Origin of the sequence: Asaia sp. SF2.1 (assembly GCF_000505765.1) — a bacterium.
Taxonomy (GTDB): domain Bacteria; phylum Pseudomonadota; class Alphaproteobacteria; order Acetobacterales; family Acetobacteraceae; genus Asaia; species Asaia bogorensis.
Genome location: NZ_AYXS01000023.1, coordinates 154,710 through 179,723 on the forward strand (window position 1 = coordinate 154,710; position 25,014 = coordinate 179,723).

Genomic DNA, 25,014 nt, shown 5'->3' on the forward strand with positions numbered 1-25,014 from the left:
GATCCTGCTCTTTCCGAAAAACTGCGCCGGATGATTCCGGCGGGGTTGGCCCGGCATGAAAGCCGGGCCAGGCGACCTCAGATCTTGCCGATCAGGTCGAGCGACGGGGACAGGGTGGCTTCACCCTCTTTCCACTTCGCAGGGCAGACTTCGCCCGGATGCGACGCCACATACTGGGCTGCGCGGATCTTCTCGATCAGCTCGGCAGCCGAGCGACCGACGCCACCGGAAGTGACTTCGATGTACTGGATCTTGCCTTCCGGATCGATCAGGAAAGTGCCGCGATCGGCCATCCCGGCTTCCTCGATCATGACATCGAAGTTGCGGCTGATCGTGCCCGTCGGGTCGGCCAGCATCACATACTTGATCTTGCCGATGGCCGGCGACGTGTCGTGCCATGCCTTGTGTGTGAAGTGCTTGTCGGTGGAGACCGAGTAGATCTCGACGCCAAGCTGCTTGAAGGTCTCGTAATTCTCGGCGAGGTCTTCAAGTTCGGTCGGGCAGACGAAGGTGAAGTCAGCGGGGTAGAAGAAGAAGACAGACCACTTCCCTTTCACATCGGCTTCAGACACCTTGATGAACTTGCCATCATGATAGGCGTCGGTCTCGAAAGGCTTCACGGTCGAATTGATGCGTGGCATGCGATATGCTCCCTTTTCACATCTCTGTTTGATGACGGGCTCGTTGTCCCACGAACACGAACGCCCCGGAAATCGTTTCTGTCAATGGCAGATATAGGAAAAACCGCTTTCACAAACCGGTCGCATTGGTCCTATCTATGGATATGACCTATATTCCTCTTTCCGGGCTTTCCCTGCGTGACATCGAGTATGTGGTGGCTGTCGATGATCTTCGCAATTTCTCGCGTGCCGCCGAACGATGCGGTGTCAGCCAGGCCGGATTGTCGGAACAGGTCCGCAAGCTTGAAATGCTGCTCGATGTCACATTGTTCGAGCGCTCACGCCGCCATGTAGCCCCTACGCCCGATGGTATCCGGCTCATCGCTATGGGCCGCGAAGTTCTGGCGTCTGCACGCGCCATGATCGAGGCCGCCCGCGCCCGCACGGGTCCGCTGGAGGGATTGCTGCGCATTGGTGTCATCGCAACGCTGGGCCCTTATTATGTGCCGAGCCTTCTGCCCCTGTTGCGCCGGTCCTATCCGGAACTGAAATTGCAGCTGACCGAGAGCCTGACCAACACGATGCTGGCCCGCCTGCGCCAAAACGAGTTGGATCTCGTCTTTGCAGCCTTGCCCGTCTCGGGAGAGAGCTTCGAGACCGCGCCACTGTTCGAGGAGCCCTTTCTGGCTGTTTTCCCTCGCATGCACCCATTGGCAGAGCGCGAAACACTCGCCATGCAGGATCTCGCGGGTGATCATGGCGAGAACGGCTTGCTACTGCTCGAAGACGGCCATTGTCTGCGCGACCAGGCGCTGGCTGTCTGCGGCATGATGCCCATGCGCGACCAGCAGCGCCTTGCCACCAGTCTGGAAATGCTCTGGCACATGATCGGTGCCGGCGAGGGCTATTCGCTCATTCCGCAACTGGCCCTGCGCAACCGTGCCGAATGGGACGAACTTGTGGTCACGCGCGCGCTTCCCTCGGCCAGCCGTCAGATCGGTCTGGTCTGGCGCAGTTCAGACCCGCGTGGTCCGGCCTTTCGCGAATTTGCGTCCTTCCTCAGCCAGCATATCCCCGAAGGTTGCCGTCAGGCTGGCGCTGCCTGAGACGGTCCGTGGAACGGCATAACCCGTTTTAGCGAGTACCGAGTCTGCCGCCTTTCCGGCGGCAAGGTATCGAGCACGATGAGGTCGTCACTCTTGGTGGCCTTGGCTCGGCCTAGAAAAGCCAGCTCCAGAATCCCTTGTCCTTGAGGTCGTTCTCACAGCTGGCATATTGCGCGGCATAGACGTTGGCCCGTGCACCTACCTTGCGCGCGACGGTCATTAGCCACCCCTTGCTGGCATAGGATCGCTTGCGGTACCCGCCCCAGCCCTCGTGATAGGCCAGATATTGCCGCATCCCATCCGTCACGGGCACTCGGTTCTGCTTGCGGGTGTTGGTTACGTACCAGTTGATGAAATCGAGCGAGTCGGCGAAATTCTCACGACTGGCGCTGGTATCGGTCGCCTTCTGATAGTCCTGCCAGATATCCGTCTTGGCCTGCGGGTACCCGTAAGCCGTGGTGACGTAGCCCCAGGGGATGAACCACAGAATGTAGGTGCGCTTCGTATGCAGATTACTATGGTACCCGGATTCCTGATACATGATCGCCATCGGAACGGAGAATGGCACATTCCATTTCTTCTCCTGACGCAGCGCCGCATGATACCAGCCCCGCTTTTCGTGAAAGACCGAGCAGATATCATCAGGATGAGCAGGCGGCGCGGGCGTACAGGCAGCGAGGCTCAAGGGAACGAGGCAGCCGCCTGCGAGGCCAAGACGCCTCACCGATTTCCTGGACGACAAGATCGACACCACCCCTCGGAACCTGTTGCCACACCACGCCCCGACATGCCGTCCGGGTACTTCTCTCATAGCACAAATTATGTCGGGCTTATGGTTGATCGGCTGGCACAGCACCATCGGCGGAATCGTCCGGTGCCGTGCAGTGCCCTTGGAGAGATGCTAACCCGATCGCCCTGACACTCCCTCATACAACGCAGAGACTTAAGCCCCTTACTATCGTATCAGGTAACGGGTCGAATGGGGCGGCGGCGGCGCCCCCCTCGTGATCTCGTGAACTGGACCGGGCTCAAGAACAGGCGTGCAGCAATGTCTGATCTCCTGGGGCTTATCCCAGCAAGCAGCGGAGCAAAACCACAGTAGCTGGAAGACGTCATCCAGGGCTGGATAAACCCGGAGAGATTTGATGCCTCCTAAGCAAAGCCCCTGCCCTGACCGACGACATCTGGAGCTTCAACGCCCTGTCCATGTTCATGACGCGGCGAAACCATCCGCCTCCTCACGCTGGGGTTCGGGTTCTGGGATCTGAAGTATGAGGCCTGACCTTCGCATCTGCCTCGACAACGAACCACTGTCTCCCGATCAGTCCGAGCCGACAAGCCGGGAGGCTCACTGCGCGGTTCAGCGCTCCGTCGTGACGCCGCGCCATTCATCACGGGGGACGAGCGAGAGATCAGCAGCGCAGCTGCCCACCATGTAGCGATCTGCGTCCCAGGACCAGATTTCAGGGGCGTTTAGCGGCTCCTCTCCGCCATAGGTGGGAAGCGAGGATGTCAGGCCAACTGCGCCAGTCTTTATTGCCTCGTACAGGCTGTCCAGTGTCGGATACATCATGGGATTTTGCCTCCTTATCGAGCCTTCTTGTTCATCCCCGGTATTGTTTTCCGGGCTGGATGCAGAACCAGCAGCAGGCTTAGGGGTTTCGGTCAGACCCACTGCGGAATCCCTCACTTTTCCGACAGCGTCACACAGGGGGATCGTCGCACGCCACCCTTGAGCAGTAATGAAAACCATGACCAGAGACCCAGCTTCCACGAACCCGGCCTCCGCCCATGACACCGTTCATTCTGAAGGCCAGAAGAGCAAGGCCGATCGTGATGAAGCCGAGCGGCAACGTCGGCTCGGGCTGCTGATCGACCGGCTACCCGCACGCCTCGCGAAAACCGTGCGCTGGCTGCTCGCACCGTCGCGGATCTGGATCCGTATCCCGGCGGGGCTTCTCTTCATGGTCGGTGGCTGCCTGGCTTTCCTGCCCGTCCTTGGCGTCTGGATGCTGCCTCTGGGCTTTTTTCTGGTGGCGGAAGACATCCCTCTTCTGCGTCGATGGAGCGGCAGACTTCTCGCCTGGATCGAGCATCGTCATCCCGACTGGATGGGCCTCGATTCCTGATTGATGCCTTGCCGACACAGGCAGGGTGGGGCATGCATTCCGCGCAGGGATAATGAGGTTGTCCGGCCATCAGCAGGCGCACCGCCGGGTGGCCGGAGCAAACTCAGTGCGTCGGGCTACCCGCTGGCGCCGGTACGGGATTGGTACGCACACAAGCCGTCTGCGCCTTTGCAGAAGGATCGCAGCGCGGCAGTTTCTCAGCGGCGGGAATGGGCCAGAACAGCCTTATGCCAAGCGAGATCAGCACCAGAACAAGCGCAACGATTGCCCAGGGCATGATCGAGGGGAGTTTGCGCGGCGGATCGGGGTCAGGCACCCCGTCCTTCATGATGCGGTACAGATCGTTCACCGGGTCAGCCCTTCACCAGAACAGCCTGCATTTCGTCCCATTCGCGCTTGCTCAGCCCTGAATCGGCCTGTTTCACAGTCTCACCGGCCAGCTGGCGCTGCAGCACGGCAATCATGCCTGCCGAGAAGGTGAACGCACCCAGTCGATAGTCCTCGAAGGCCGATGCCGTGATGGGCACCCAGGCACGCAGGATATCGAGCATCGCCTCGGCATAGACCCGGATCTCATACTGCGCGTGGCTGTCAGCACGCAGGCTCAGGAAGTGCAGCAGATTGTGGAGGTCGATCTTCCAGTACCACTGCGTGTAGGTGTTGAGCGTCAGGTTCATGCGCGCAAGCTCACGCGCCAGACCATAGCCCTCAGGGTCGAGCATCGTCTCGTAATTGTCGTAGCAGCGCGAGGCGTCCTGACGCAGCAGGTCCAGCACCTCGGCGGCCTTGTCGGGCGAGAGCGCCTCAGCACGACCCTGACGGTTGGAAACGCTCTGAGCCGAAACCTGCTCGGGATCGGGCAGATAGAACTCGCGGTCGAGAATCGAATAACGCGCCGAATACTCGTTCACGTTCGCCATACGATGGCGAATCCACTGGCGCGCCACGAATACCGGCAGCTTCACGTGGAACTTGATCTCGCACATCTCGAACGGCGTCGAATGACGATGACGCATCAGATACCGGATCAACCCGGTATCCTCGGACACCTTCTTGGTGCCGCGCCCATAGGACACGCGCGCAGCCTGTACCACCGCGCCATCATCGCCCATGTAATCGACCACACGAACGAAACCGTGGTCGAGCAGCTCGATCGGATTAAAAAGAATCGCCTCCAGGGCAGGCACGGTCGGCCGGCTCGTCTGAGAGGGCGTAAGGCGGGAGGCGTCGATCTCGGCGCGTTGTTCTGGTGTCAGCGGCATAGGCCGAGGCTTACCACAGGAATACCGGCTTAGACACCAGCACTTCGCCTCGCGAGACAATTTGTCCGCTTCCGACACCCCTACATATCAGGCGCCATAAGGAAACGGGCACTCATGGTTCATCACGATTCAACCGGCTTGGTGTGACGCACGGAACGCGGCGGCAAACCACCCCTTGCCGGGCGCACAGCAACACCCTATATGCATCGGTGCCGGAGGGCTTGCCCTTGGCTATGGCGATAAACGGTAAGTGGAATAATCGTTACGGACCCGGGGGCAGTGCCCGGCGTCTCCACCATTCCTTCCCGAGGGCTCTGCCCAACGGAAAGTAAGGGGACGAAACAGGCTCGACGTGCGTGGTAAAGACTTATCTTTTGCCCGGCATTGTACCGCCGTTATCGGGCTAAATCACAAGTGCCAATGATAACACAAAGGTGCTCGCTGTCGCTGCATAAGCGATAAGCGCGGTTCGGGAGGGCACCGGGCAACAGAAGCCCTCCCACTTTTCAAAGCAATATGAATTCCGCATGGCCACCCCAGAGGCCAGTTCTGCCTGAACAGCCGTCGCCCGAAGTGTCAAATGTCGCGCTCCCGCAGAAAGCGTCCTATGATGCGACAGGGCCACACCATGCGGTCGGGGCGGGTTCAGGCTACGCATGGGTGAAATACCACGTCTCCCCGCAAGGCCTTGCCATCCCGCATGAAACGTCGCATCCCTGCGTGATCAGTTTTCGCAAGATGGATCTTCCAGAATGAATGATGATCAGGGTGACGGCATGGATCACGAACTGCCAGAAAGCCTGCTGCCTTACGATGAGTGGGTCGAAGACGCCTATCGCGAAGTCATGCTGCGTGCGCTCGATTATGCGGGTGCCGAAGGGCTGCCGGGCGAGCATCATTTCTATCTCACCTTTCTGACCGATTATCCGGGCGTCATCATTCCCGATCGTCTGCGTGCGCAATACCCGCATGACATGACAATCGTGCTGCAACACCAGTTCTGGGATCTCAAGGTAGACCGTGACGCCATGACGGTATCCGTCGGCCTCTCCTTCGGGGGGATCGGCAGCGTTCTGGTCATTCCCTTCGCCGCCATTACGGCCTTTGCTGACCCGCATATCCGTATGGCCCTGCGCTTCACGGTTGCACCGGGCGAAATGGCCGCTGAAACCGAAGAGCCCGAAGCTGAACCCGAGGAGGCAGAAGCCACCCACCCAGCAGCCAGCGAGGATGGCCAGGTTGTCAGTCTCGACGCTTTCCGCAAGCGCCCTCACTGAACGTGGCTACCGCGCTCTGACAACACCATCCCGAAAGGGCGCCCTCACGGCGCCCTTTTGTCTTTCAGTCGTTCTGACCAGCACGGCGACAAACCCGGCTAGTCCTTCAAGCCGCGTTGACTAGCCCCAGAACGAGCTTTTCCATTTCTGTCCTGACATCCTTGTCGGCCTCGCTCCTGACCAGTTGAGGGGCGAGTTTGAGAAGGTGCAGCAGCACGACGCCACGTGCAGCGGCACTGGCTTGCGCTCCGGGTTCTGCCTTCTCCAGAATACGCACCACGCGGCCCTGAAACTGGGCGCGCCACTGCGCCGTATGGTGCTCGGCATCGGGTCGTGCTGCCAGAAGCAGCGTCGTGTAATCACGCTCCTCCCGCTTATCCAGCCAGACATCGAGCAGCGCACGGGCCATTTCTCCCCCCGCTCCGGGCTGGACGATCTCGCAAAGCTGATCGAGCACGGCGAGACGGTCATGGATAAACCGCTCAAGAAGCGTCGCGGCAATGCTCTCCTTGGTGGGAAAGAACCGGTAGAGCGACCCGATCGCCGTGCCCGAGCGTGCGGCAATCTCGGTCATGGTCGTCCCATCGACCCCTTTTTCGGCGAAAACCGCCCCGGCAGCATCGAGGATACGCGCCACTCTCTCGCGCCCGCGCTGCCTCTTGGGCGCAATTGCGTTTGACTTATGCGAGGATTCCCTCGCATAAGTAGCGGGTGACGTTTCCATCAGAGAAGGGTTCTCCCATGCTTGCTCTCGATCCCAAGACAACGGCGCTCGTGCTGATCGATCTTCAGAAAGGCATATTGAGTATGCCCGTCACCCCCCATACGGGCCAAGAGGTTCTGTCGCGCAACATGAAACTTGCGGAGCAGGCCCGTCAGGCCGGTGCCCCGGTCATTCTGGTGCATGTCGGCTTCGCCCCGGATTTTGCCGATGCGCCGCCCCATAACGTGGACAAGCCTCTCGCCTCCTCCAGCCCCCTGCCCGCGGACTGGAGCGACTTTGCCCCGGACCTCCAGCAGCCCGGTGATCTGGTTGTGCTCAAGAAGCAATGGGGCGCCTTCACAGGAACCGATCTTGATCTGCAACTCCGCCGCCGGGGCATCCGGACGATCATCCTCGCCGGTATCGCCACGAATTTCGGCGTGGAGTCGACCCTGCGTCACGCCTGGGAACTTGGCTATGATGTGGTCGTGCCAGAGGATGCCTGCACCTCGCTCAATGCCGATCTGCACAGCATGGCGGTAACCCATGTCTTTCCGCGCCTGTGCCGTGTCACACGCAGCGACGAGATCGCGTTCGACGCATGAAAGGTAGGGCGTCGCTCTGGCTGGGGCTGATTGCCCTTTCCGCTTTGCTGGGTGGCGGGCTCACCCTGCTGGGCCTGCCTGCTGCCCTGCTGATCGGCGCGATGGTCGCGGCCATTGCTGTGGCCATTTCGGGCCGTGTCATACCGCTGCACCGCACGCTGCCTGTTGTCGCTCAGGCAGTCATCGGGCAGCTCATGGCGCATAGCCTGACCCTTGGCGTTCTGCGCGAGATCCTGTCCCAATGGAGTATCTTCCTGGGCGGGGTGTTCTCGGTCATCGTCATGAGCTTTGCCCTCGGCTGGGTGCTGGCGCGCTTGCGCGTCATGCCCGGCAGTACGGCCCTGTGGGGTGCCTCTCCGGGGGCTGCCACGGCCATGCTGCTGCTTTGCGAGGCCTATGGCGCGGATCAAAGGCTTGTGGCCTTCATGGTGTATCTGCGCGTGTTGCTGGTAACGCTCACGACATCAATCATTGCCCATATCACCAACGCGCACCGCCCTGTGCCGCATGATGCCAGCACCTCTGCCTCGAGCCTGACCAGTCAGGTCGGGATACCGGAAACAGTCCTTCACCTGATCGGCCATGAAGCTACGACGCTGTGGCCCTGCCTCGCCGTCATCGCCTGCGCGGTTCTACTGGCGCGTTTCGTGCGTCATGGTGCTGCGCCTTTGCTGCTGAGCATGGCGGGCGGGGTTATCCTTCAGGCTGGTTTCGGCGTGCATTACGCCCTGCCCCATTTCCTGCTCGTCCCGAGCTATATGGTGATTGGCTGGATGGTCGGGCGACGCTTCACGCGCGATGTCATGCACCATGTCTGGCGCACCCTGCCCGCCGTCACGCTTTCGACGCTCATCCTGATTGGCGGTTGCGCCCTGCTGTCCTGGCCCCTTGCCCATATTGCCCATGTGGATGTGCTGAGCGCCTATCTGGCGACGAGCCCCGGCGGCGCTGACTCGATTGCCATTATTGCAGCCACGACACCCATCAACATGCCCTTCGTCATGGCCATGCAGGTGGCGCGCTTTCTGTCGCTGCTGGTGATTGCGCCGCGCATTGCGACAACACTGGCCCGGTTTCTGCCCCCCGAGCCCGATGCTATCTCTAGTCAGACGGCCCGGAACACTGATAGTGCTTGACATACGCCCCCGCCAGCCGAGGTTCGATCCTTCATGCGCTTCACTGTTGATCGTCTAGACCATATCGTTCTTACGGTTCGTGACCGTGCACTCTCCGCCAACTGGTATCAGCGTGTCCTTGGGATGGAGATCGAGGAATACGGTCGCAACAACCGTGTCTCCCTGAGCTTCGGTGGCCAGAAGATCAACCTGCGCCCTATGGAGTCAGAAGGCTGGACGACCGCGGAATCCGCAGCTCCGGGTGTCAGCGATCTGTGCTTTACCACCGCCATCGACTCGGAAAACATCATCCGTCATCTGGATAAATGCGGTGTGGCGGTCATCGAGGGACCGGTTACCCGTATCGGCGCCCTTGGGCCCATTACGTCGGTCTATATTCATGATCCTGACAGGAACCTGATCGAAATCGCTTCCTATCAGGGGTAAGGCGTTACCCTTCTCTCGGATCACGACCACACGTTCGGGCACTGGCCATTATCGACCATGCCCTGACCCGTGAGGCGTGCCTTACCAGTTCTTGCTGATCAGCCAGAACTCTTCCGAGGTAAGGGTCACAAGCCCACCACCCGGCAGGCTGGTCTCGGCAGCGGCGCTGGCCAGCGCTTCGATACGTTCGACCATGATCGTCTTGCGGACATGGGTTTCGGACTGTTCCTTCACCTGACCCAGCGCAGTGAGGGCGGATTTGGACGCCTTGGCGACACGCGCGGCATCGAGAGCAGCATAGGACATGGTTTACCTCCGTAAGAAACGTTCCCCCAATCTAGCGGAAAACAATCATCACTCCACCCCCCGATACGGGGGTGGTTTTCCATGCTGACATAAAGAGAAGGAGATGGCGTCTGACGCGGGAAGCATTAACCGTTCCAGGAGTACCCAGGCCTCAGCCCGCGCGATGCGCTGTCAGATCGAAAACCACCGACACCTCGAGCGCTACCCACTGCCCTGTTGACCAAGGCCCCTGTCCCACGCCGAAGCGGCTGCGCAACAGATCGGCATGGCCTTTCGCATGAGCGGTCTCCCCTGTGACATCCAGGGTGAAGTCCAGCGTCACGGGTTGCGTGACACCACGCAGAGTGAGCGTGCCGCTGGCCTGATACTGATCGCCCTGAACACGGCGGATTGCGCTCGACACAAAATGGGCTTTCGGGAACGTCGCTGTGTCGAACCAGTCCGATCCGGGCAGGGCCGTGTCACGTTGCCTGTCGCCGGTTTGTGCGCTGGCCAGATCGATTGTCATGTCGATCCGCGCTGTCTCAGGGTGGGCAGGGTCGAGCGCTATCTGCAGCTCATACTGCGTGAAACTTCCCCGAAACGGCGTCCCGGTCTGGGTTCCGGTGAAACCGAACCGGCTATGCGCCTTGTCCACCACCCAGCTTGTGGACAGCCCCTTCGCAGAGGGGCCGGTGACATTCTGCGCACTGGCGAGGGTCGCTCCTGCCATGGGCAAAAGAACTGAAAACAGGGCAATCATCTGCCGCACAGGCAAGGGGCGAAACTGAACATTCATCGACGGGATCTCCGCAGAAAATTCGGCAGCATGCGGGCAAGCACCTCGTCATGCAGCACGAAATGGTGGCGCAGGGCCGCAAACCCATGCAGCACAATGAGCGCAATCAGCAGATAGGCCCCATAGGCATGGATCGCCGAGAAAACAGCCTCGACCGGCTTCTTGTCAGGCAATGATGAGAGCCATGGCAGATCAGGCCAGGGGATGACGCCAAACAATACGGTCGGAATGGCAAACACCGAACTCGACACAACAGCCCAGCCCGTAAGCGGCAGCCCGATCATCTCGGCATACAGGGCAAGATGGGCCAGCCCTGCCAGACGCCTCTCGCCCGGCGCCATGTCCGGGGGCAAAGGCGGTGGCGGACGAACGAACCGCCACATCAGACGCAGACAGGCGGCGATCAGGATCGTGATGCCAATCGATTTGTGCAGCTGATACAGGGCAAACACTCTGGATGGGCCAAGCGTGAGGTGGACCATGACCAGCCCGATGCCGATCAGCGTGAGGATACCAAGAGCCATGACCCAGTGAAGCGTTATGGCAACCGGGTCATAGCGCCGCATGGGCCCCGCCCCGTCTGCGGGGCGGCTTGTGCTCTGCGATGCGTCGCGACGAGTCATCTTCTTTTTACCCAACTGACCTGACCCATGCCGGCGTCATGCCGTCCGATCGGGGATCGGCACCGATCCACTCCCAAGAGCCCGGATATCCCGGGCCCTTGTCAGGCGCGTTATCCGGCATGGGTACCGGGCCTGACCGAGGGGCGTTATGCCCCGCTCAGGACTGGCGCTCGAAAGCCGCAGCGATGTGCAGGGTTACGGCATCGCCCACCAGCGGGACGTAGCGCGACACACCGAAGGCGCTACGAGAGATTGTCGCATTGCCTTCAAACCCGACCGTCTCCTTCTTGTCGAGCGGGTTGACGCCACTACCGATCAGCTTCGCCTTGAAGGTGACAGGACGCGTGACACCATGCAGGGTGAGATCACCACTGATGCTCGCCATGCCTGCGCCATTGCGTACGATATGCGTCGAAACAAAATGCGCCGTCGGGAACTTGTCGGCATCGAACCAGTCCGCGCCCTTGAGTTCACCATCCAGCTTGGCCACCGTGGTCTGGACCGAGGCGATCGGGAGGGTCACATCAAGCTTCGCGGCATCGATATGAGCCGGGTCGAGCGTGAGCGACCCCGATGCCTGCGAAAAGAACCCCGAGAAATTGGTGAACCCCATATGCAGGAGCGTAAAGCCGACCTGCGTATGATAGGGCTCGATCGCATAGGTGCCGGCCTGCACGGCCTTGGGGTCGGGGTTCCCGCCCTTCTGGGCATGAGCCTGCGGCAACGCCGCCAGAAAGGTAACGAGCGTGAGACCGGCGAGGAAAGACTTGTTCACAACCGATGATCCTTGCGTGAGGGTTGACTGATCAGAAAGAGAGGGCGGCGATCTCGGCTCGGGCGGCCTTGAAGGCGGCCTCACGGGCTTCCGGCCCGCGGCTCAGACCTTCAGCGCGGATCCAGGTGATGTCCTTCAGACCCAGAGAGCTCAGAAGCGCACTCATATAGGGCTCCTGATGATCCAAAATGGCTGCCGGATTGCCCGGCGTGTAATTGCCGCCACGCGTCGAAATCAGCACGACCTTCTTGCCCTGCGGCACTAGGCCGACGAGACCGTTCTCGCCATATTTGAATGTCTTGCCTGCCACCACGATACGATCGATCCAGTTCTTGAGCTGGGCCGGGACGGTGAAATTGTACATCGGCACGGCAATGACAATGATATCGGCGGCAAACAGCTCATCCACATGAGCATTGCCACGCGCCAGATCGGCCTGGATCGTCTCGTCGGTCACCTCAGCGCCGAACCGCGCTGCAACATGATCGGCGCCGAGCACCGGGATCGGATGCGCAGCCAGATCGTGATAGGTGATCTCAGCACCAGGATGCGACGCCTTCAGATGAGAGATCGTCTCGGCCGTCAGGACCCGGCTGGCCGAATTGTCACCAAGAATGCTGGAATCGATATGAAGAATCTTCATGGGCTACGCTCCTGAATACAGATTCGATAAGGCGACGGGCGGCCCGCATCGGGCCTCACCTGCCGCCGCAAGGAGCGCACCGTCCCATATGTTGATCCATCTGGACACTTGATATATTCCGATAGATAGTATCGCTTCAGGTTATGGGTAATCAGGCTAGGAAGACGCGCAATGCTGGACCGTATCTCGCTCGATCAGCTACGCGTTTTCATTGCCGCCGCCGATGATGGCAGCTTTTCCGCCGCAGCCAGACGCTTCCGCCGGTCGCAACCCGCCATAAGCGAGATGATCGCCACGCTGGAATCCCAGATGGGTGTCGCACTTTTTGACCGTATGGGGCGCTACCCGCAGCTCACCAAGGCAGGCGAGACCCTTCTGGCGGACGCACGCGGCATCGTACTGGGCGTGGACCACATGAAGGCACGCGCTTACGGCATGTCTTCGGGGATCGAGCCCGAATTATCGGTCGTGGTCGATGTGTTCTTTCCCATGGATCGCATGACGCGCGTGGCACGTGGCTTTCGCGAGACCTTTCCCCACACGCCGCTGCGCCTTTATGTCGAGGCGCTTGGAGGCGTGTTCGAGCCGATCCTCGATTCACGGGCCCGTATCGGCATTGCAGGCCCCCTCCCCGATCTGCCCGACGCGCTCTCCTCGGAAGTTCTGGGCGATATCCGTTTCATGATGGTGGCCTCGGCCGAGCACCCCCTGGCCCGTCACGAAGGTCCCATTCCACGTGAGGAGCTCGCCCGGCATGTGCAGCTTGTGCTGACGGATCGTACCTCCCTTTCCGCCGGGCGCGAGCGTGGCATTTTCTCACCCTCGACCTGGCGTCTGGCCGATCTCTACGCCAAGCATCACTTCCTGCTTGGCGGGCTTGGCTGGGGCGGCATGCCGGTCCACAGCATCAGGGCCGATCTGGACTCCGGCAGGCTTGTCGAACTCAATATTGACGGCTTCATCCCCGGCGGCTCGGCCATGCCCATGACCGCTGTCTACCCAACAGCCGAGCCGCCCGGCCCGGCGGGGCGCTGGCTGATCGACCACCTCAAGCTCTGTCCGGGCCATCAGGCCAAGGCTGAGAGTGCCGGTTCGCTCCGGAGCGATCACACACACCCCGACGAGCGGCTTCAACCACAAATCGCGAGCGGGGCCTGCCGCTCCACGCAGCCGGTTCTCCCGTGACGACGCATGCGACGGCGGGGAAGAGGAAGCGATTATTTGCACTGGCATTTCAGGCCGGATCTGGCCTAAACGAAGCCGCCCATGCAGATATCCGATTTCGATTTCGATCTTCCGCGCGAGAATATCGCTCTGGAACCCGCCCGCCCGCGTGACAGCGCCCGTCTGTTGCGCGTTGCTGCCGGTCAGAATCTGGCCGAGACGCGTATCAGCGATCTGCCCAGCCTGCTCGAACCCGGCGATCTGCTGATTGCCAATGATACGGCGGTCATCCGTGCCCAGCTCGCGGCACGACGCGGTGAAGCCAAAATCGGGATCACGCTCGATCGTATCCTGAGCGATGGCAGCTGGCATGCACTGGCGAAAAACGCCCGTAAGCTGAAGCCGGGCGACACACTGCATTTCGGCTCGGATTCCGTAACTGCTGAAGTGGTCGAGAATGAAGGCGATGGGGCAATCTCCATGCGCTTCTCCGCCGAGGGCGAGGCCTTTGACGACTTCCTCAAACGCGCTGGCGTTCTTGCCCTGCCGCCTTATATCGACCGCCCCACCGGCCCGACGGCGCAGGATGACAGCGACTACGCCACGATTTTCGAGCGCTACAAGGGCGCCGTTGCGGCACCCACGGCAGGGCTGCATTTCACGCCCGAGGTCCTGGCCGCCCTCGATGCGCGCGGCGTAAAGCGCCACACCCTCACCCTGCATGTGGGAGCGGGCACCTTCCTGCCCGTGCGTGACGAGATTGCCACCCACAAGATGCACGCCGAATGGGGCCGCATCGACGCCCAGACGGCACAGCTCATCAATGACACCCGCGCCAGTGGCCGGAAAATCGTGGCCGTGGGCACGACCAGCCTGCGTCTGCTTGAGAGCGCCGCCGATGAGCGGGGCGTCGTGCATCCGTGGGAGGGGGAAACCTCCATTTTCATCAAGCCAGGCTATCGTTTCCGTGCGGTCGATCGGCTGATGACCAATTTCCATTTGCCGCGCTCGACCCTGTTCATGCTCGTCTGCGCCCTGGCCGGAACCGAGACCATGCGCGAGGCCTATCGTCACGCGATTGCCGAAGGCTTTCGCTTTTATTCCTACGGAGATGCCTGCTTGCTGGACCGCGCCCCATGACCGAATCCCCCACGAAAATGCAGTGGAAGGCCGAGGCCTGTTGCGGTCAGGCGCGTGCAGGCCATCTGCATACCGCCCATGGCACGATCCCGACGCCTACCTTCATGCCGGTCGGCACGGTGGGCACGGTCAAGGCCATGACCATGGATGCCGTGCGCTCGACGGGTGCGGGTATCATTCTGGGCAATACCTATCACCTCATGCTGCGCCCCGGCGCCGAGCGCGTGCGCAAGATGGGCGGGCTGCATCGCATGATGGACTGGTCCGGCCCGATCCTGACCGATTCAGGCGGGTTTCAGGTCATGTCGCTTGGTGCGCTGCGCAAGCTCGATCAGGACGGGGTGACGTTCAATTCCCATATCGATGGCTCGAAGCATCGCCTGACGCCAGAGAGCAGCACCGACATCCAGCACGCGCTGGATGCCACCATCACCATGTGCTTCGATGAATGTCCGGCCCTGCCCGCCACGCCGGAGCGCCTCGAATCCTCCATGGAATTGTCCATGCGCTGGGCAGCGCGCTCGCGCGAGGCCTTCGTGCAGCGCCCCGGCTACGGACAGTTCGGCATCGTGCAGGGCGGCACGGAGCGCGATCTGCGCGCGCGCGCGGCCAAAGCCCTGACTGATATCGGTTTTGAGGGTTATGCCATTGGCGGTCTGGCGGTGGGTGAAGGTCAGGAACTCATGTTCTCGACGCTCGATTTCACCACCCCGCTCCTGCCGCAGGACCATGCACGCTATCTGATGGGCGTGGGCACCCCCGATGATCTGCTGGGCGGTGTGGAACGCGGTGTCGACATGTTCGATTGCGTCATGCCCACACGTGCAGGCCGCACGGCGCGCGCCTATACCGAGCGCGGCACGCTCAATCTGCGCAATGCCCGCCATGCGGAAGACAACCGCCCGATCAGCCCGAACTGCGATTGTCTGGCCTGTTCGCGTCATAGCCGCGCCTATCTGCATCATCTCTTCCGCGCCAACGAAATTCTCGGCCCGATGCTGCTGACCTGGCATAATCTGGCCTATTACCAGCGGCTGATGCGCCAGATACGGGTTGCCATTGTCGACGGCACTCTGCCGCAGAAAGCCCTCGCCCTGCGTGCCGGCTGGGCTGCCGGAGACTGGACGCAGGACGAATTCCCCCAGCCGGACTGGCCACCCGTCCCATGACGCCCTCTGTCCCATGAGCAAGAGCATCGAAGACCGCATCGCCGACCATGCGCGGCATCTCGGCTTCGATGCGATCGGGTTCTGTGACGCCACCCTGCCCGAAGAAGCCCGCACGCGCCTGAAGCAGTTCGTGGAAGACGGGCGCCACGGCACCATGAGCTGGATGGAACAGCGCATCGACCAGCGCGGCGACCCCAAGGCCCTTTGGCCCGAGGTTCGCAGCGTGATCTCACTCGGCCTGTCTTATGCACCTGAAGCCGATCCCGCCGAAACGCTCGACCAACCCGATAAAGGCACGATTTCAGTCTATGCCCGCCATCGCGATTATCATGATGTGCTCAAGGGCATGCTCAAGCATCTGGCGCAATTCGTGGTGCGTCAGGAGGTCGGTGGCGATGGCACACAGGTGAAGGTGTTTGTCGATACGGCGCCGGTCATGGAAAAGCCGCTGGCCGAGCAGGCTCAGCTTGGCTGGCAGGGCAAGCATACCAATGTCGTCTCCCGCGATCATGGGTCGTGGCTGCTTCTGGGTGAAATCTACACCACGCTCGACCTCACCCCGTCACCACCACGCGCCGGGTCATGCGGCAGCTGCACGCGCTGCCTGACCGCCTGCCCCACCGACGCTTTTCCGCGCCCTTATGCGCTCGATGCGCGACGCTGCATTGCCTATCTCACCATCGAGCATGACGGGCCAATTCCAGTCGAATTCCGCAAGGCCATGGGCAATCGCATCTATGGCTGTGACGATTGCCTCAATGCCTGCCCGTGGAACCGTTTTGCCGCGACCTCGCGCCATATGAAGCTCCAGCCCCGTGCCGATCTGATGGCGCCCCGGCTGGAAGATCTGGCCCGTCTGGACGATGCCGGATTTCGCAGCTTTTTCTCCGGCTCGCCCATCAAGCGCATCGGCCGCAACCGCTTTGTGCGCAATGTTCTGATCGCGCTCGGGAATTCGCACAACACTGACCATCTGGCCCTGATCGAAACCCTGACCGGGGACGAGAACCCGATGGTGGCTGAAGCGGCAGAATGGGCACGAGCCGAGTTGCTAGGTCAAGAAGACAATGAGTGATCTCGTCAAACGCAGCTTTACGCTGTCACGCCACCGCACCAGCATCGCGCTGGAGCCGGAATTCTGGGCCGTGCTGGAGGAAATGAGTGCCGGCAATTCGCTGGCTTCCCTGATCGCCAGTATCGACGCATCCCGCCCGCCGGAACGCCCGCTCGCCTCGGCACTGCGCGTCGCCTGTCTGGCCTTTCTACGCAGTTCCTGAGCGCAATCCGGTAACGCTCAAGGCGTCCCGAATTGTCACGGCTGCGAACACTGCCTGCTGTACCCTGCGGAATTCAGGCCTTGCGGCGGCTCATCAACGCACCCAGCCCTGTCACGATGACATAGGCCAGGATAAGGCTGACGAGCATCATGGTAGTCATGATGATGCTTGCCTGACTCAGACCCAGCGCGAGAGCGTCATTGACGTAAAAGACGGGCGACAGGATCTTCCAGCTTCGACCCGACCAGGCAAAGTAGTGATAGGTCGCATTACCCAAAGCGAGATAGACCAGAACGGCGACCGGCAGGGTGACAAGCGCTTTCATCTGACGTCCAGCGTCCCGTAAGACCGCATCCCGTTCATATAGGCCGGCGATTGAGCGAGCAGGAATTCACGCAGGCGATAGAAATCATGGGTTTCAGGCAATGTAATGCATCCCTTGCTGATCCCCCAGAACCCAACGGGATGCAGCCGGAAAGCCCCGCGCCTGATGCCGTCTATCGATGTCTGATCGTCTATGATGCCGTCATCACGGTAGAGGGCGAACCAGTCCTGACGATGGGTACCTGCGAAGAAATCACCGACATGATTCCTGACGACACCCACTCGACCTCCGCACTGCCGATCGAGGATATGGTAAAGCCCCGGTGGGAGAGGACCATTATTCCGGTTGCTGGCCGCCGCGGACGGTTGGTGAAATCGCCGGACCCGGAATAGGCAGGAAAAGAGCCGAACCCCACGCAGGTAAGTACCGAAACGTCTCTCTCGTTGAGGTAGAATACGCAATGCGCGGCCAAGTGATTTGTCTCCGATATCAGGCACAGAGCGATCTGCTCGAGTAATTATTTCTTTTACACTTTTCGGGATGCAGGACCATCGCTGCAGGTCTCTGCATAGGCGGCTGCCAGTGAGGTTTCAGGCGCCCCCACCATCATTGCAACACCTCTCACCTGACCGTGAGCAAACCTCTAGCCAATGATGATCGTTGTCGATATCTAACGACAACAACATAATGCTCACCTTCGTGATGCTGGGGCTTCATCGATCCATGACGTCTTGCCCATCTGGCACTGCCATTTCTCCTGACAGCCTCGAAGCCTTTATCGAAGCCGAGATCACGCGTGGCAGCTTCGCGAGTGAGCGCGCCATGATCGAAGCTGGCCTGACCCTGCTGCGTGAGAAAATGGCCACTTCCGCCAAGCGGGAGGGAGTCGCCTTTCCGCCTGCTGGTGGTCAATGCGGTGCGCTGATCCGTGGGCTGGACTGGAAACAGCATGCCGTTGGCCCAACATGCCGATGGTCTGATCCGCTACGGGCAACGATTACCAATATCGTCAATTCCCCCGTGGCCAAGATGCTGCTTTGGGGGCCCGAGCAGATCCTGTTCTACAACGACGCCTTCAGTCTCATCGCAGGCGACCGCCACCCCTGCGCACTTGGAACGCCGCTCACAAAAGCCTTCCCCGAACTCGATGAGTGGACAAGACCCGTTCTCGAAGCCGGACTGCGCGGGGAAGCCGCAAGTTTTCAGAATCGCAAGATCAGGCTCAACCGACAGGATCAGGTCGAAACGCTGATTCTAGACTTCTATTTCACCCCCGTTTACGAAATGGGCGAAGCGCCTGGCGGCGTCTTGTGCACCATCGTCAACAACACCGAGCGCGTTCAAGCCGAGAAGCGTCTGGCCTCAAGCGAAGCGGAATTACGGTGCGTTACCGATGCGACGCCCATGCTCGTTTCCTATGTCGATCAGGCGCATGTCTATCGCTTTGCCAATGCCGCTTATGAATCCTGGCTTGGCCTGCCGCTTGAGCGCATCGTCAACTGCCCCGTCATCGAGGTCTTGGGGGCGCGCGTCTATGAAGACAGGCGCCCCGACCTGGAAGCTGCGCTCTCTGGCCGGTCTCTCACCGCAGAGACTCTCCTGCCTCATCAGGACGGCACAGAGCGTCATACAGAGTTCCGATACGTGCCGCATATCGACGATGATGGGGTCGTACACGGCGTGCATATCCTCGGCATCGATATCGAGGACCGGGCACGGCGTATCGCCGAGGTCGCCGCGAGCGACAGACGTTTCCGCACCGCGATGGAAGCCGTTCATGGTGTGCTGTGGACCAACAGCGCCGATGGCCGCATGACGGGCGAGCAGCCGGGCTGGGCTGCACTGACAGGCCAGACAAGCGAGGAATATCAGGGTTTTGGCTGGGCCAACGCCGTTCATCCGGACGACACCGCCGCCTCGGTTGTCGCATGGAACGCCTCCGTGTCGTCACGCAGCATGTTCGTGCATGAGCATCGCGTGCGCAACCGCGACGGGCAGTGGCGCAATTTTGCCATACGCGCCCTGCCCATCCTCGATGACTCAGGCGAAATCACCGAATGGGTGGGGGTTCATACCGACATCACCCATCAACGCGCCGCAGAAGCTGCATTGCGCGATCACGCGGAAGACCTGTCCCGTCAGGTACGCCATCGCCAGCGGGCCGAAGAACAGCTGCGCAAGCTGAACGAGACGCTCGAAAACCGCGTGATCGAGGAAATCACGGAGCGACGTCAGGCCGAGACCCGGTTGGCTCAGGCGCAGAAAATGGAATCCATCGGTAAATTGACTGGCGGCGTGGCGCATGATTTCAACAACCTGCTTCAGGTGATCAGCGGCAATCTGCAACTGCTCGGCAAATATGTGATGGGCAACAGCCGGGCCGAACGTCACGTCAGCAGCGCAATGGGCGGCGTGCAGCGTGGTTCACGTCTGGCCAGCCAGCTGCTTGCCTTCGGCCGCCGTCAGGCACTCGAACCCAAGATCGTGAATGTGACCCGCTTCGTGCGTGGCATGGATGAAATGCTGCGCCGTGCAATTGGTGAAGGGATCGAGATCGAGACCATCGTCTCGGCTGGTCTGTGGAACACGTTCATCGATCCGGCACAAATCGAAAATGCCCTTCTGAATCTTGCCATCAATGCCCGCGATGCGATGGATGGACAGGGCAAGCTGACGATCGAACTCGGCAACACCCATCTCGATGACGCCTATGTGCGTCAGCATGACGAGGTCAAGGCCGGGCAATATGTGCTTCTGGCCGTCAGCGATACCGGCACGGGTATGACACCCGACATTCTTGCCAAGGTGTTTGAGCCATTCTTCTCGACGAAGGCAGAAGGCAAGGGCTCCGGGCTTGGCCTCTCGATGGTCTATGGCTTCGTCAAGCAGTCCGGCGGTCACATCAACATCTACTCCGAACCGGGCGAAGGCACGACCATCAAGCTCTATCTGCCCCGTGCGATGGACGCCGAGGATGTCGAGATCGAACATCACATGGCCCCTGTCACCGGCGGCAGCGAGACCGTGCTGGTAGTGGAGGATGACGATGAAGTGCGGGCCACTGTGGTCGAGATGCTTTCCGACCTCGGCTATCAGGTTCTCAAGGCCACCGATGCCGCCAATGCGCTGGTGGTGATCGAAAGCGGTATGCGCATTGATATCCTGTTCACCGATGTGGTCATGCCCGGAACCCTCAAGAGCCCGGAACTGGCCCGTCGCGCCAAGCAGCGCCTGCCGGACATCGCTGTGCTTTTCACTTCCGGCTATACCGAGAACTCAATCGTGCATGGCGGCCGTCTGGATGCCGGGGTAGAGCTGCTTTCCAAGCCCTATACGCGCGACGCGCTGGCGCGCAAATTCCGCCATGTTCTGGCCAATCGCCAGCAGCGCGTGCAGGCAACAGCGCCGCGCCAGCCGGACCCATCGGAAGCCTCGTCTGCCAGCGCCGGACAGGCGGCCCTCATTTCCGGGGCAGAGTCCGTCGGAATGGGCAACGCCCCGGCCCGCACGCTTTGCGTGACGGTACTGCTGGTTGAGGATGACCGTCTGATCCGTCAGGCTACCTCGGAAATGCTCAAGGAATCGGGCTTCCTGACCGTTGAGGCCGCCGATTACGACGAAGCCCTGATCGTGCTGCAAACCATGCCGGTTGATGTGTTGCTGACAGATGTGAACCTCCCGGGCCTCTCCGGGAAGGATCTGGCTGCGCAGGCGCGCCTCCTCAGGCCGGATATCGGGGTCGTTTTCGCCACAGGTGATGTCCATGCCGTCGAGGGCGATCCGTCTGTCGTCGTGCTGTCCAAACCCTATGACCTCACAACGCTCACTGCGTCCCTCTCGCGCAGCCTTCCTCGCCTTCCGCCGCAGGCGCAACCGGCTGACGACACGGCTCCGGCCAAAGATCGCCCCGCCACTGTTTGAACTCTCCCCTGTGCTCATGCTACCGGTAGGGAATGGCATTCTGGGGAAAGATGTTCGGTGGCGTGGCCGGTTTCGCTGTTGGCGGACCGATGGGCGCGCTCATGGGTGCGGCGCTGGGCCATGCGGCCGATCGCGGCTCGCTGCTTGAAACACCAACCGGGGGATGGCACGAGCACTGGCGCACCAAGGGACAGCCTGATCCCAATGGGGCCGCTTTCATGGCCGCCGCCAAGATGTCCACCCTGCTTGGCAAGACCGATCAGCTTTATGCCATCGGTCTGGTCGCCCTCTGCGCCAAGATGGCCAAAATCGATGGTCCGGTGAACAAGGCCGAGATCAGGGCCTTTCGCTCGCTCTTCCAGTTTCCGGCCGATAACCTGCTTGAAGTGGGCATGTTGTTCGATCGGGCCCGTGACCGCACGGATGATTTCGAGATGTATGCCCGCGAACTGGGCAAGGGCTTTACCAAGGACCGCGCTCCGCTCGAGCAACTGCTAATGGCGCTCTTCGTCATCGCACGGGCGGATCTTCCTCCCGGCGCCGATCTGCATCCTGCTGAAACGGCTTTCCTGAAAAAGGTCCATGCGGCTTTTGGCCTGCCGCCCGGGGCATGGGACAGGGCCGAGACGGGTCGCTCCGGGTCAGCCAGCAACGAAAATGATGCCTATGTGGAGTTGGGCCTCACCCGTAGCGCCACCGATCAGGAAGTCAGGACGCGCTGGCGTGTGCTGATCAGGGAACATCACCCCGATGTTCTGGGTCAGAAAAACCTCAGTCCCGATGCCCTGGCCAAGGCTGGCGATCGCGTCGCCCGCATCAACGCGGCGTGGGACCGGATCAAGCGCGACCGCAAATTGTAGCCCCTGCCTGCACTGTACCCAGCTCCTGTCACGTCGAGTTGCGAGCGGTACGGCACAAGCGGACCTCCCCGACATGATTTGATAATTTGTTGAGAGTAATTCTCATATATAAAAGACCCTCATGAGCCCGGCATATGCTGCTTGCCGGTGCGCCTTGCGGAAGCGGTTTCCCGGCCATGATGGTTTTTCTGCTCCTTTTCTGCCTCTCCTGTGCTGCCTTTACGATCTCCTCCGTCGCAGGCGGGGGCGCTGGCCTCGTGATCATGCCCGTGCTGGGCCTTGTGCTGGCCACACCCAAAATTCCGGCAGCGCTCTCCATCGGCACCATGTGCAGCACGGTCGGGCGCATCGTCACCTTCTGGCAAGTCATCAACTGGCGGGTTGTTCTGTTTTTTACCCCGGCCGCCCTGCCGGCTGCCGCGCTGGGCGTGTTCTGCCTGCGGCTCATGCCACCGGTTTATCTCGAGCTCATTCTTGGCCTGTTTCTTAGCGGCAATGTCTTTCTGCCCCTTCGCCGCAGCCCGCCCGCAGAGACCGATCAGCGCCAGTGGCGCTACCTGCCTGCCATAGGGTTCGCAGCAGGGTTCGTTTCCGGGTTCACCGGTGCGACAGGCCTCCTTTTCAACCGGTTCTACCAGAAGCTGGGCCTTCAGAAGCAGGCACTGATTGCCACGCGCGCAGCCAATGAGGTGCTGCTGCATGCCATCAAGCTGGTGCTCTACGCGCAGTTTGGCCTGTTTGATCGCGGGGTCTTTCTGGCTGGGGTTTGCGTGGGTGCAGCAGCGCTGGCCGCTATCAAGGTGACACAGTGGGTCCTGCCTCTGCTGACCCACGCCCAATTCTGCCGGATCGGCCATGCCGCGGCTGCGGTGGCAGGAGTTCTCATGCTGAGCGGTGCCGCCCGCCAGATTGTTCAGAAGGATGCGATGTCGCTCAGCTACGGGCGCGCCCATGGCGAGACGGAGCTGGCCATGACATGGCGCAGCCACCGTCTGGCGCTGGAATTCGAGCGGCCCCTGGAACTCGAGGTCAAACATCGGGTGGCCAGCGTGATCGACCCGCAGACAGGCCGTTCAGGCGCGCGTCTGACGGTGCTGCATCTCGCAGCCAATCGTGGCCTGTTCATCACACGGCGCGGCCTGCACGGTGATCATGAGTACGGCTTCCACCACGGGCGCCACCGGCAGGACGCATAGCGACGTACCCACGACATGACGGGACCCAATCAGGGCTCCTGAGACCGTGAACGCCGTGCCTCCCAAGCCCTGTGGCCGTAGCACCAGGCGTAAAAAAACCCCGCACGCCCGGAGACGTGCAGGGTTCTTTCGGGTCGGGCCGCAGGAAGCCTAGCGCGTACCGAGCTTGAAGATGGTCGTGTAGTCGAACTTCTGCCCCGGACGGAGTTCCGTGGTCGGGAAGGACGGATGGTTCGGGCTGTCGGGATAATGCTCGGCTTCAAGGGCCAGCGCGTCGGTCTGACGATAGGCCCGATGGGAGATCCCGGCATATTTTCCGGTTAGCGAATTGGAGGTGTAGACCTGCAATCCCGGCTGGTTGGTCGAGACCTCGAGCGTGCGACCGGAAGCCGGATCGAAAATCACCGCAGCAGGCCGCGGGGCTTTGCCATAGGTACCATCGACAATCCAGTTATGGTCATAGCCACGAGCAATCAGCATCTGCGCAAAGTCGCTGCGCAGATGATCACCGATCCGCATGGGCTTGCGGAAATCAAGCGGCGTTCCCGCCACTGTGGCCAGCTCGCCCGTCGGGATCGAGGTGCCGTCGGTCGGGGTATAACGCTCGGCGTTGATCTGCATGACCTCGTTCTCGATCGAGCCTGAGCCTTCGCCATTCAGGTTCCAGTAGGAATGATTGGTCAGGTTCAGCACGGTCGGCGCATCGGTCGTGGCCTGGTAGTGCAGGCTGAGCGCGTTGTTTTCATCCAGCGTATACGTCACGTTGGTCGTGAGCGTGCCGGGAAAACCCTGATCGCCATTGGGGCTGACGAGACGCAGCGTGACCGAAGCACCCTTGGCGTTCTTTTTCGTGTCCACCAGCGTCCAGACATGCTTATCGAAACCGATTTTTCCACCGTGCAGGGCGTTTGGCGGGTCGGTCAGATCCGTATGATAGCTCTTGCCATCAATGGTGAAGGTGCCATGAGCCAGACGATTGGCGTAACGGCCGATCATTGCCCCGAAAAACAGGCCGCCCTCAGCCGAATCCTTTGTGTAGCCCTCAAGCGTGCCGAACCCCAGGACCAGGTCCTGCACATGACCTGCGCGGTCCGGCGCTTCCACAGACTGGATGATGCCGCCATAGGTGATGACACGGACCGTCATCGCATGATCGTTGGTCAGGGTGATGATTTTGACATCCTCACCGGCAGGAGTCTTGCCCCAGGGCTGGACTGTCACAGCTGGCGCAGCCTGCGCCGCACCGTCCATTATCCCCGCAAGCGCCACCAGACATACGGCGCTCTTCACTAATGCTTTCATGGACAAGGTGCTTCCATCTGTTGATTCGCCGCCACACTGGTCGGAGAAATGATCTGTGTCAAAGTATATAAAGTTCATTTTCCTCAACCGCAGCCCACCTCAAACGCTACGCATACGGCATGAGTTGGCATCTACGGTCTGGCGTCTGACAGACATCGTGCTAGAAAACCACGATGCTGCGTCTCTCGCGAGACAGCACGGACATTCTCTTCCCGCCGGAGAGGATGTTTCCTGCTGAATTGTGGGTGACGCGATGAGGTAACAGGACCGG

The 25,014-nt window shown here is 60.8% G+C and carries 28 protein-coding genes and 1 other RNA gene; 15 read left to right on the forward strand and 14 right to left on the reverse strand.

Features of this window, described 5'->3' with window-relative positions; translation table 11 throughout:
* Positions 1-77 precede the first annotated feature (77 nt).
* The gene (gene ahpC / locus P792_RS30140) at positions 78-641 is read right to left on the reverse strand and encodes an alkyl hydroperoxide reductase subunit C (protein ID WP_023979070.1); all 564 of its coding nucleotides are present in this window, start codon (positions 639-641) and stop codon (positions 78-80) included.
* A gap of 143 nt (positions 642-784) precedes the next feature.
* On the opposite strand from ahpC, the gene P792_RS30145 reads away from it, so the two are divergent.
* Entirely contained in the window at positions 785-1,726 is a 942-nt protein-coding gene (locus P792_RS30145; RefSeq protein ID WP_023979071.1) for a hydrogen peroxide-inducible genes activator, read from the forward strand.
* Positions 1,727-1,838: 112 nt separating this feature from the next.
* On the opposite strand, the gene P792_RS30150 is transcribed toward P792_RS30145, so the two are convergent.
* A complete protein-coding gene (locus tag P792_RS30150) occupies positions 1,839-2,450 on the reverse strand; it encodes a hypothetical protein (protein WP_031241014.1) in 612 nt (203 codons plus the stop codon).
* Positions 2,451-3,086: 636 nt separating this feature from the next.
* Entirely contained in the window at positions 3,087-3,299 is a 213-nt protein-coding gene (locus P792_RS30155) for a hypothetical protein (RefSeq protein ID WP_023979073.1), read from the reverse strand.
* Between the two features lie 178 nt (positions 3,300-3,477).
* Between P792_RS30155 and P792_RS30160 the strand changes: the two genes are divergently transcribed.
* The gene (locus P792_RS30160; RefSeq protein ID WP_031241016.1) at positions 3,478-3,855 is read left to right on the forward strand and encodes a hypothetical protein; all 378 of its coding nucleotides are present in this window, start codon (positions 3,478-3,480) and stop codon (positions 3,853-3,855) included.
* 103 nt (positions 3,856-3,958) lie between these two features.
* Here the strand turns inward: P792_RS30160 and P792_RS30165 are convergent, their stop codons facing one another.
* Together P792_RS30165 and thyX are read right to left on the reverse strand one after the other, a co-directional pair.
* Entirely contained in the window at positions 3,959-4,204 is a 246-nt protein-coding gene (locus tag P792_RS30165) for a hypothetical protein (protein ID WP_023979075.1), read from the reverse strand.
* 4 nt (positions 4,205-4,208) lie between these two features.
* Positions 4,209-5,117, reverse strand: a complete 909-nt coding sequence (thyX, locus tag P792_RS30170) for an FAD-dependent thymidylate synthase (protein WP_023979076.1) — start codon at positions 5,115-5,117, stop codon at positions 4,209-4,211.
* Positions 5,118-5,288: 171 nt separating this feature from the next.
* Here thyX and ssrA point away from each other — a divergent pair.
* Positions 5,289-5,621: a transfer-messenger RNA gene (gene ssrA, locus P792_RS36625) on the forward strand.
* Positions 5,622-5,869: 248 nt separating this feature from the next.
* Positions 5,870-6,394, forward strand: coding sequence for an SspB family protein (locus tag P792_RS30180; protein ID WP_023979078.1), 525 nt, complete (start codon positions 5,870-5,872; stop codon positions 6,392-6,394).
* 106 nt (positions 6,395-6,500) lie between these two features.
* On the opposite strand, the gene P792_RS30185 is transcribed toward P792_RS30180, so the two are convergent.
* Positions 6,501-7,031 (reverse strand): TetR/AcrR family transcriptional regulator, encoded by a 531-nt coding sequence (locus P792_RS30185; protein ID WP_235075473.1) that lies wholly within the window; start codon positions 7,029-7,031, stop codon positions 6,501-6,503.
* 104 nt (positions 7,032-7,135) lie between these two features.
* Between P792_RS30185 and P792_RS30190 the strand changes: the two genes are divergently transcribed.
* From P792_RS30190 to P792_RS30200, 3 genes are read left to right on the forward strand one after another with little or no spacing between them, the layout of a single operon-like run.
* On the forward strand, positions 7,136-7,702 hold the full coding sequence (locus tag P792_RS30190; RefSeq protein WP_023979080.1) for a hydrolase: 567 nt from the start codon (positions 7,136-7,138) through the stop codon (positions 7,700-7,702).
* Positions 7,699-8,838 (forward strand): AbrB family transcriptional regulator, encoded by a 1,140-nt coding sequence (locus P792_RS30195; protein ID WP_051395896.1) that lies wholly within the window; start codon positions 7,699-7,701, stop codon positions 8,836-8,838. The genes P792_RS30190 and P792_RS30195 overlap by 4 nt, the downstream gene beginning before the upstream one ends.
* A gap of 33 nt (positions 8,839-8,871) precedes the next feature.
* Positions 8,872-9,264, forward strand: a complete 393-nt coding sequence (locus tag P792_RS30200; protein WP_023979082.1) for a VOC family protein — start codon at positions 8,872-8,874, stop codon at positions 9,262-9,264.
* Between the two features lie 81 nt (positions 9,265-9,345).
* Here P792_RS30200 and P792_RS30205 read toward each other — a convergent pair whose 3' ends face one another.
* The 5 genes from P792_RS30205 to P792_RS30225 all read right to left on the reverse strand — a co-directional run bounded on the left by P792_RS30205 (position 9,346) and on the right by P792_RS30225 (position 12,389).
* Positions 9,346-9,570, reverse strand: a complete 225-nt coding sequence (locus P792_RS30205) for a hypothetical protein (protein WP_023979083.1) — start codon at positions 9,568-9,570, stop codon at positions 9,346-9,348.
* A gap of 151 nt (positions 9,571-9,721) precedes the next feature.
* Positions 9,722-10,348, reverse strand: coding sequence for a YceI family protein (locus P792_RS30210; RefSeq protein WP_235075474.1), 627 nt, complete (start codon positions 10,346-10,348; stop codon positions 9,722-9,724).
* Entirely contained in the window at positions 10,345-10,971 is a 627-nt protein-coding gene (locus P792_RS30215) for a cytochrome b (protein ID WP_023979085.1), read from the reverse strand. The genes P792_RS30210 and P792_RS30215 overlap by 4 nt, the downstream gene beginning before the upstream one ends.
* A 157-nt stretch (positions 10,972-11,128) precedes the next feature.
* A complete protein-coding gene (locus P792_RS30220; RefSeq protein ID WP_023979086.1) occupies positions 11,129-11,746 on the reverse strand; it encodes a YceI family protein in 618 nt (205 codons plus the stop codon).
* Positions 11,747-11,777: 31 nt separating this feature from the next.
* A complete protein-coding gene (locus P792_RS30225; RefSeq protein ID WP_023979087.1) occupies positions 11,778-12,389 on the reverse strand; it encodes an FMN-dependent NADH-azoreductase in 612 nt (203 codons plus the stop codon).
* Between the two features lie 171 nt (positions 12,390-12,560).
* On the opposite strand from P792_RS30225, the gene P792_RS30230 reads away from it, so the two are divergent.
* The 5 genes from P792_RS30230 to P792_RS30250 all read left to right on the forward strand — a co-directional run bounded on the left by P792_RS30230 (position 12,561) and on the right by P792_RS30250 (position 17,139).
* Positions 12,561-13,574 (forward strand): LysR family transcriptional regulator, encoded by a 1,014-nt coding sequence (locus P792_RS30230; protein ID WP_023979088.1) that lies wholly within the window; start codon positions 12,561-12,563, stop codon positions 13,572-13,574.
* A gap of 81 nt (positions 13,575-13,655) precedes the next feature.
* Positions 13,656-14,693: a tRNA preQ1(34) S-adenosylmethionine ribosyltransferase-isomerase QueA gene (gene queA / locus P792_RS30235; RefSeq protein ID WP_031241022.1), complete on the forward strand. Its 1,038-nt coding sequence runs from the start codon at positions 13,656-13,658 to the stop codon at positions 14,691-14,693.
* On the forward strand, positions 14,690-15,862 hold the full coding sequence (gene tgt, locus P792_RS30240) for a tRNA guanosine(34) transglycosylase Tgt (RefSeq protein ID WP_023979090.1): 1,173 nt from the start codon (positions 14,690-14,692) through the stop codon (positions 15,860-15,862). Before queA ends, tgt begins: the two co-directional genes overlap by 4 nt.
* A 13-nt stretch (positions 15,863-15,875) precedes the next feature.
* The gene (gene queG, locus P792_RS30245) at positions 15,876-16,937 is read left to right on the forward strand and encodes a tRNA epoxyqueuosine(34) reductase QueG (protein WP_023979091.1); all 1,062 of its coding nucleotides are present in this window, start codon (positions 15,876-15,878) and stop codon (positions 16,935-16,937) included.
* Positions 16,930-17,139, forward strand: coding sequence for a ribbon-helix-helix domain-containing protein (locus P792_RS30250; RefSeq protein ID WP_023979092.1), 210 nt, complete (start codon positions 16,930-16,932; stop codon positions 17,137-17,139). Before queG ends, P792_RS30250 begins: the two co-directional genes overlap by 8 nt.
* A 73-nt stretch (positions 17,140-17,212) precedes the next feature.
* On the opposite strand, the gene P792_RS30255 is transcribed toward P792_RS30250, so the two are convergent.
* Positions 17,213-17,464: a hypothetical protein gene (locus P792_RS30255; RefSeq protein ID WP_023979093.1), complete on the reverse strand. Its 252-nt coding sequence runs from the start codon at positions 17,462-17,464 to the stop codon at positions 17,213-17,215.
* The gene (locus P792_RS39680) at positions 17,461-17,961 is read right to left on the reverse strand and encodes a DUF2778 domain-containing protein (protein WP_200863478.1); all 501 of its coding nucleotides are present in this window, start codon (positions 17,959-17,961) and stop codon (positions 17,461-17,463) included. The genes P792_RS30255 and P792_RS39680 overlap by 4 nt, the downstream gene beginning before the upstream one ends.
* Before the next feature lie 226 nt (positions 17,962-18,187).
* Here P792_RS39680 and P792_RS30265 point away from each other — a divergent pair, with 226 nt between their 5' ends.
* The 3 genes from P792_RS30265 to P792_RS30275 all read left to right on the forward strand — a co-directional run bounded on the left by P792_RS30265 (position 18,188) and on the right by P792_RS30275 (position 23,441).
* Positions 18,188-21,385, forward strand: coding sequence for a response regulator (locus P792_RS30265; RefSeq protein WP_200863479.1), 3,198 nt, complete (start codon positions 18,188-18,190; stop codon positions 21,383-21,385).
* 32 nt (positions 21,386-21,417) lie between these two features.
* Positions 21,418-22,245, forward strand: a complete 828-nt coding sequence (locus P792_RS30270; RefSeq protein WP_023979095.1) for a TerB family tellurite resistance protein — start codon at positions 21,418-21,420, stop codon at positions 22,243-22,245.
* A gap of 176 nt (positions 22,246-22,421) precedes the next feature.
* Entirely contained in the window at positions 22,422-23,441 is a 1,020-nt protein-coding gene (locus P792_RS30275; RefSeq protein WP_023979096.1) for a sulfite exporter TauE/SafE family protein, read from the forward strand.
* Positions 23,442-23,591: 150 nt separating this feature from the next.
* On the opposite strand, the gene P792_RS30280 is transcribed toward P792_RS30275, so the two are convergent.
* On the reverse strand, positions 23,592-24,743 hold the full coding sequence (locus P792_RS30280; protein WP_023979097.1) for an aldose epimerase family protein: 1,152 nt from the start codon (positions 24,741-24,743) through the stop codon (positions 23,592-23,594).
* Between the last annotated feature and the right edge of the window lie 271 nt (positions 24,744-25,014).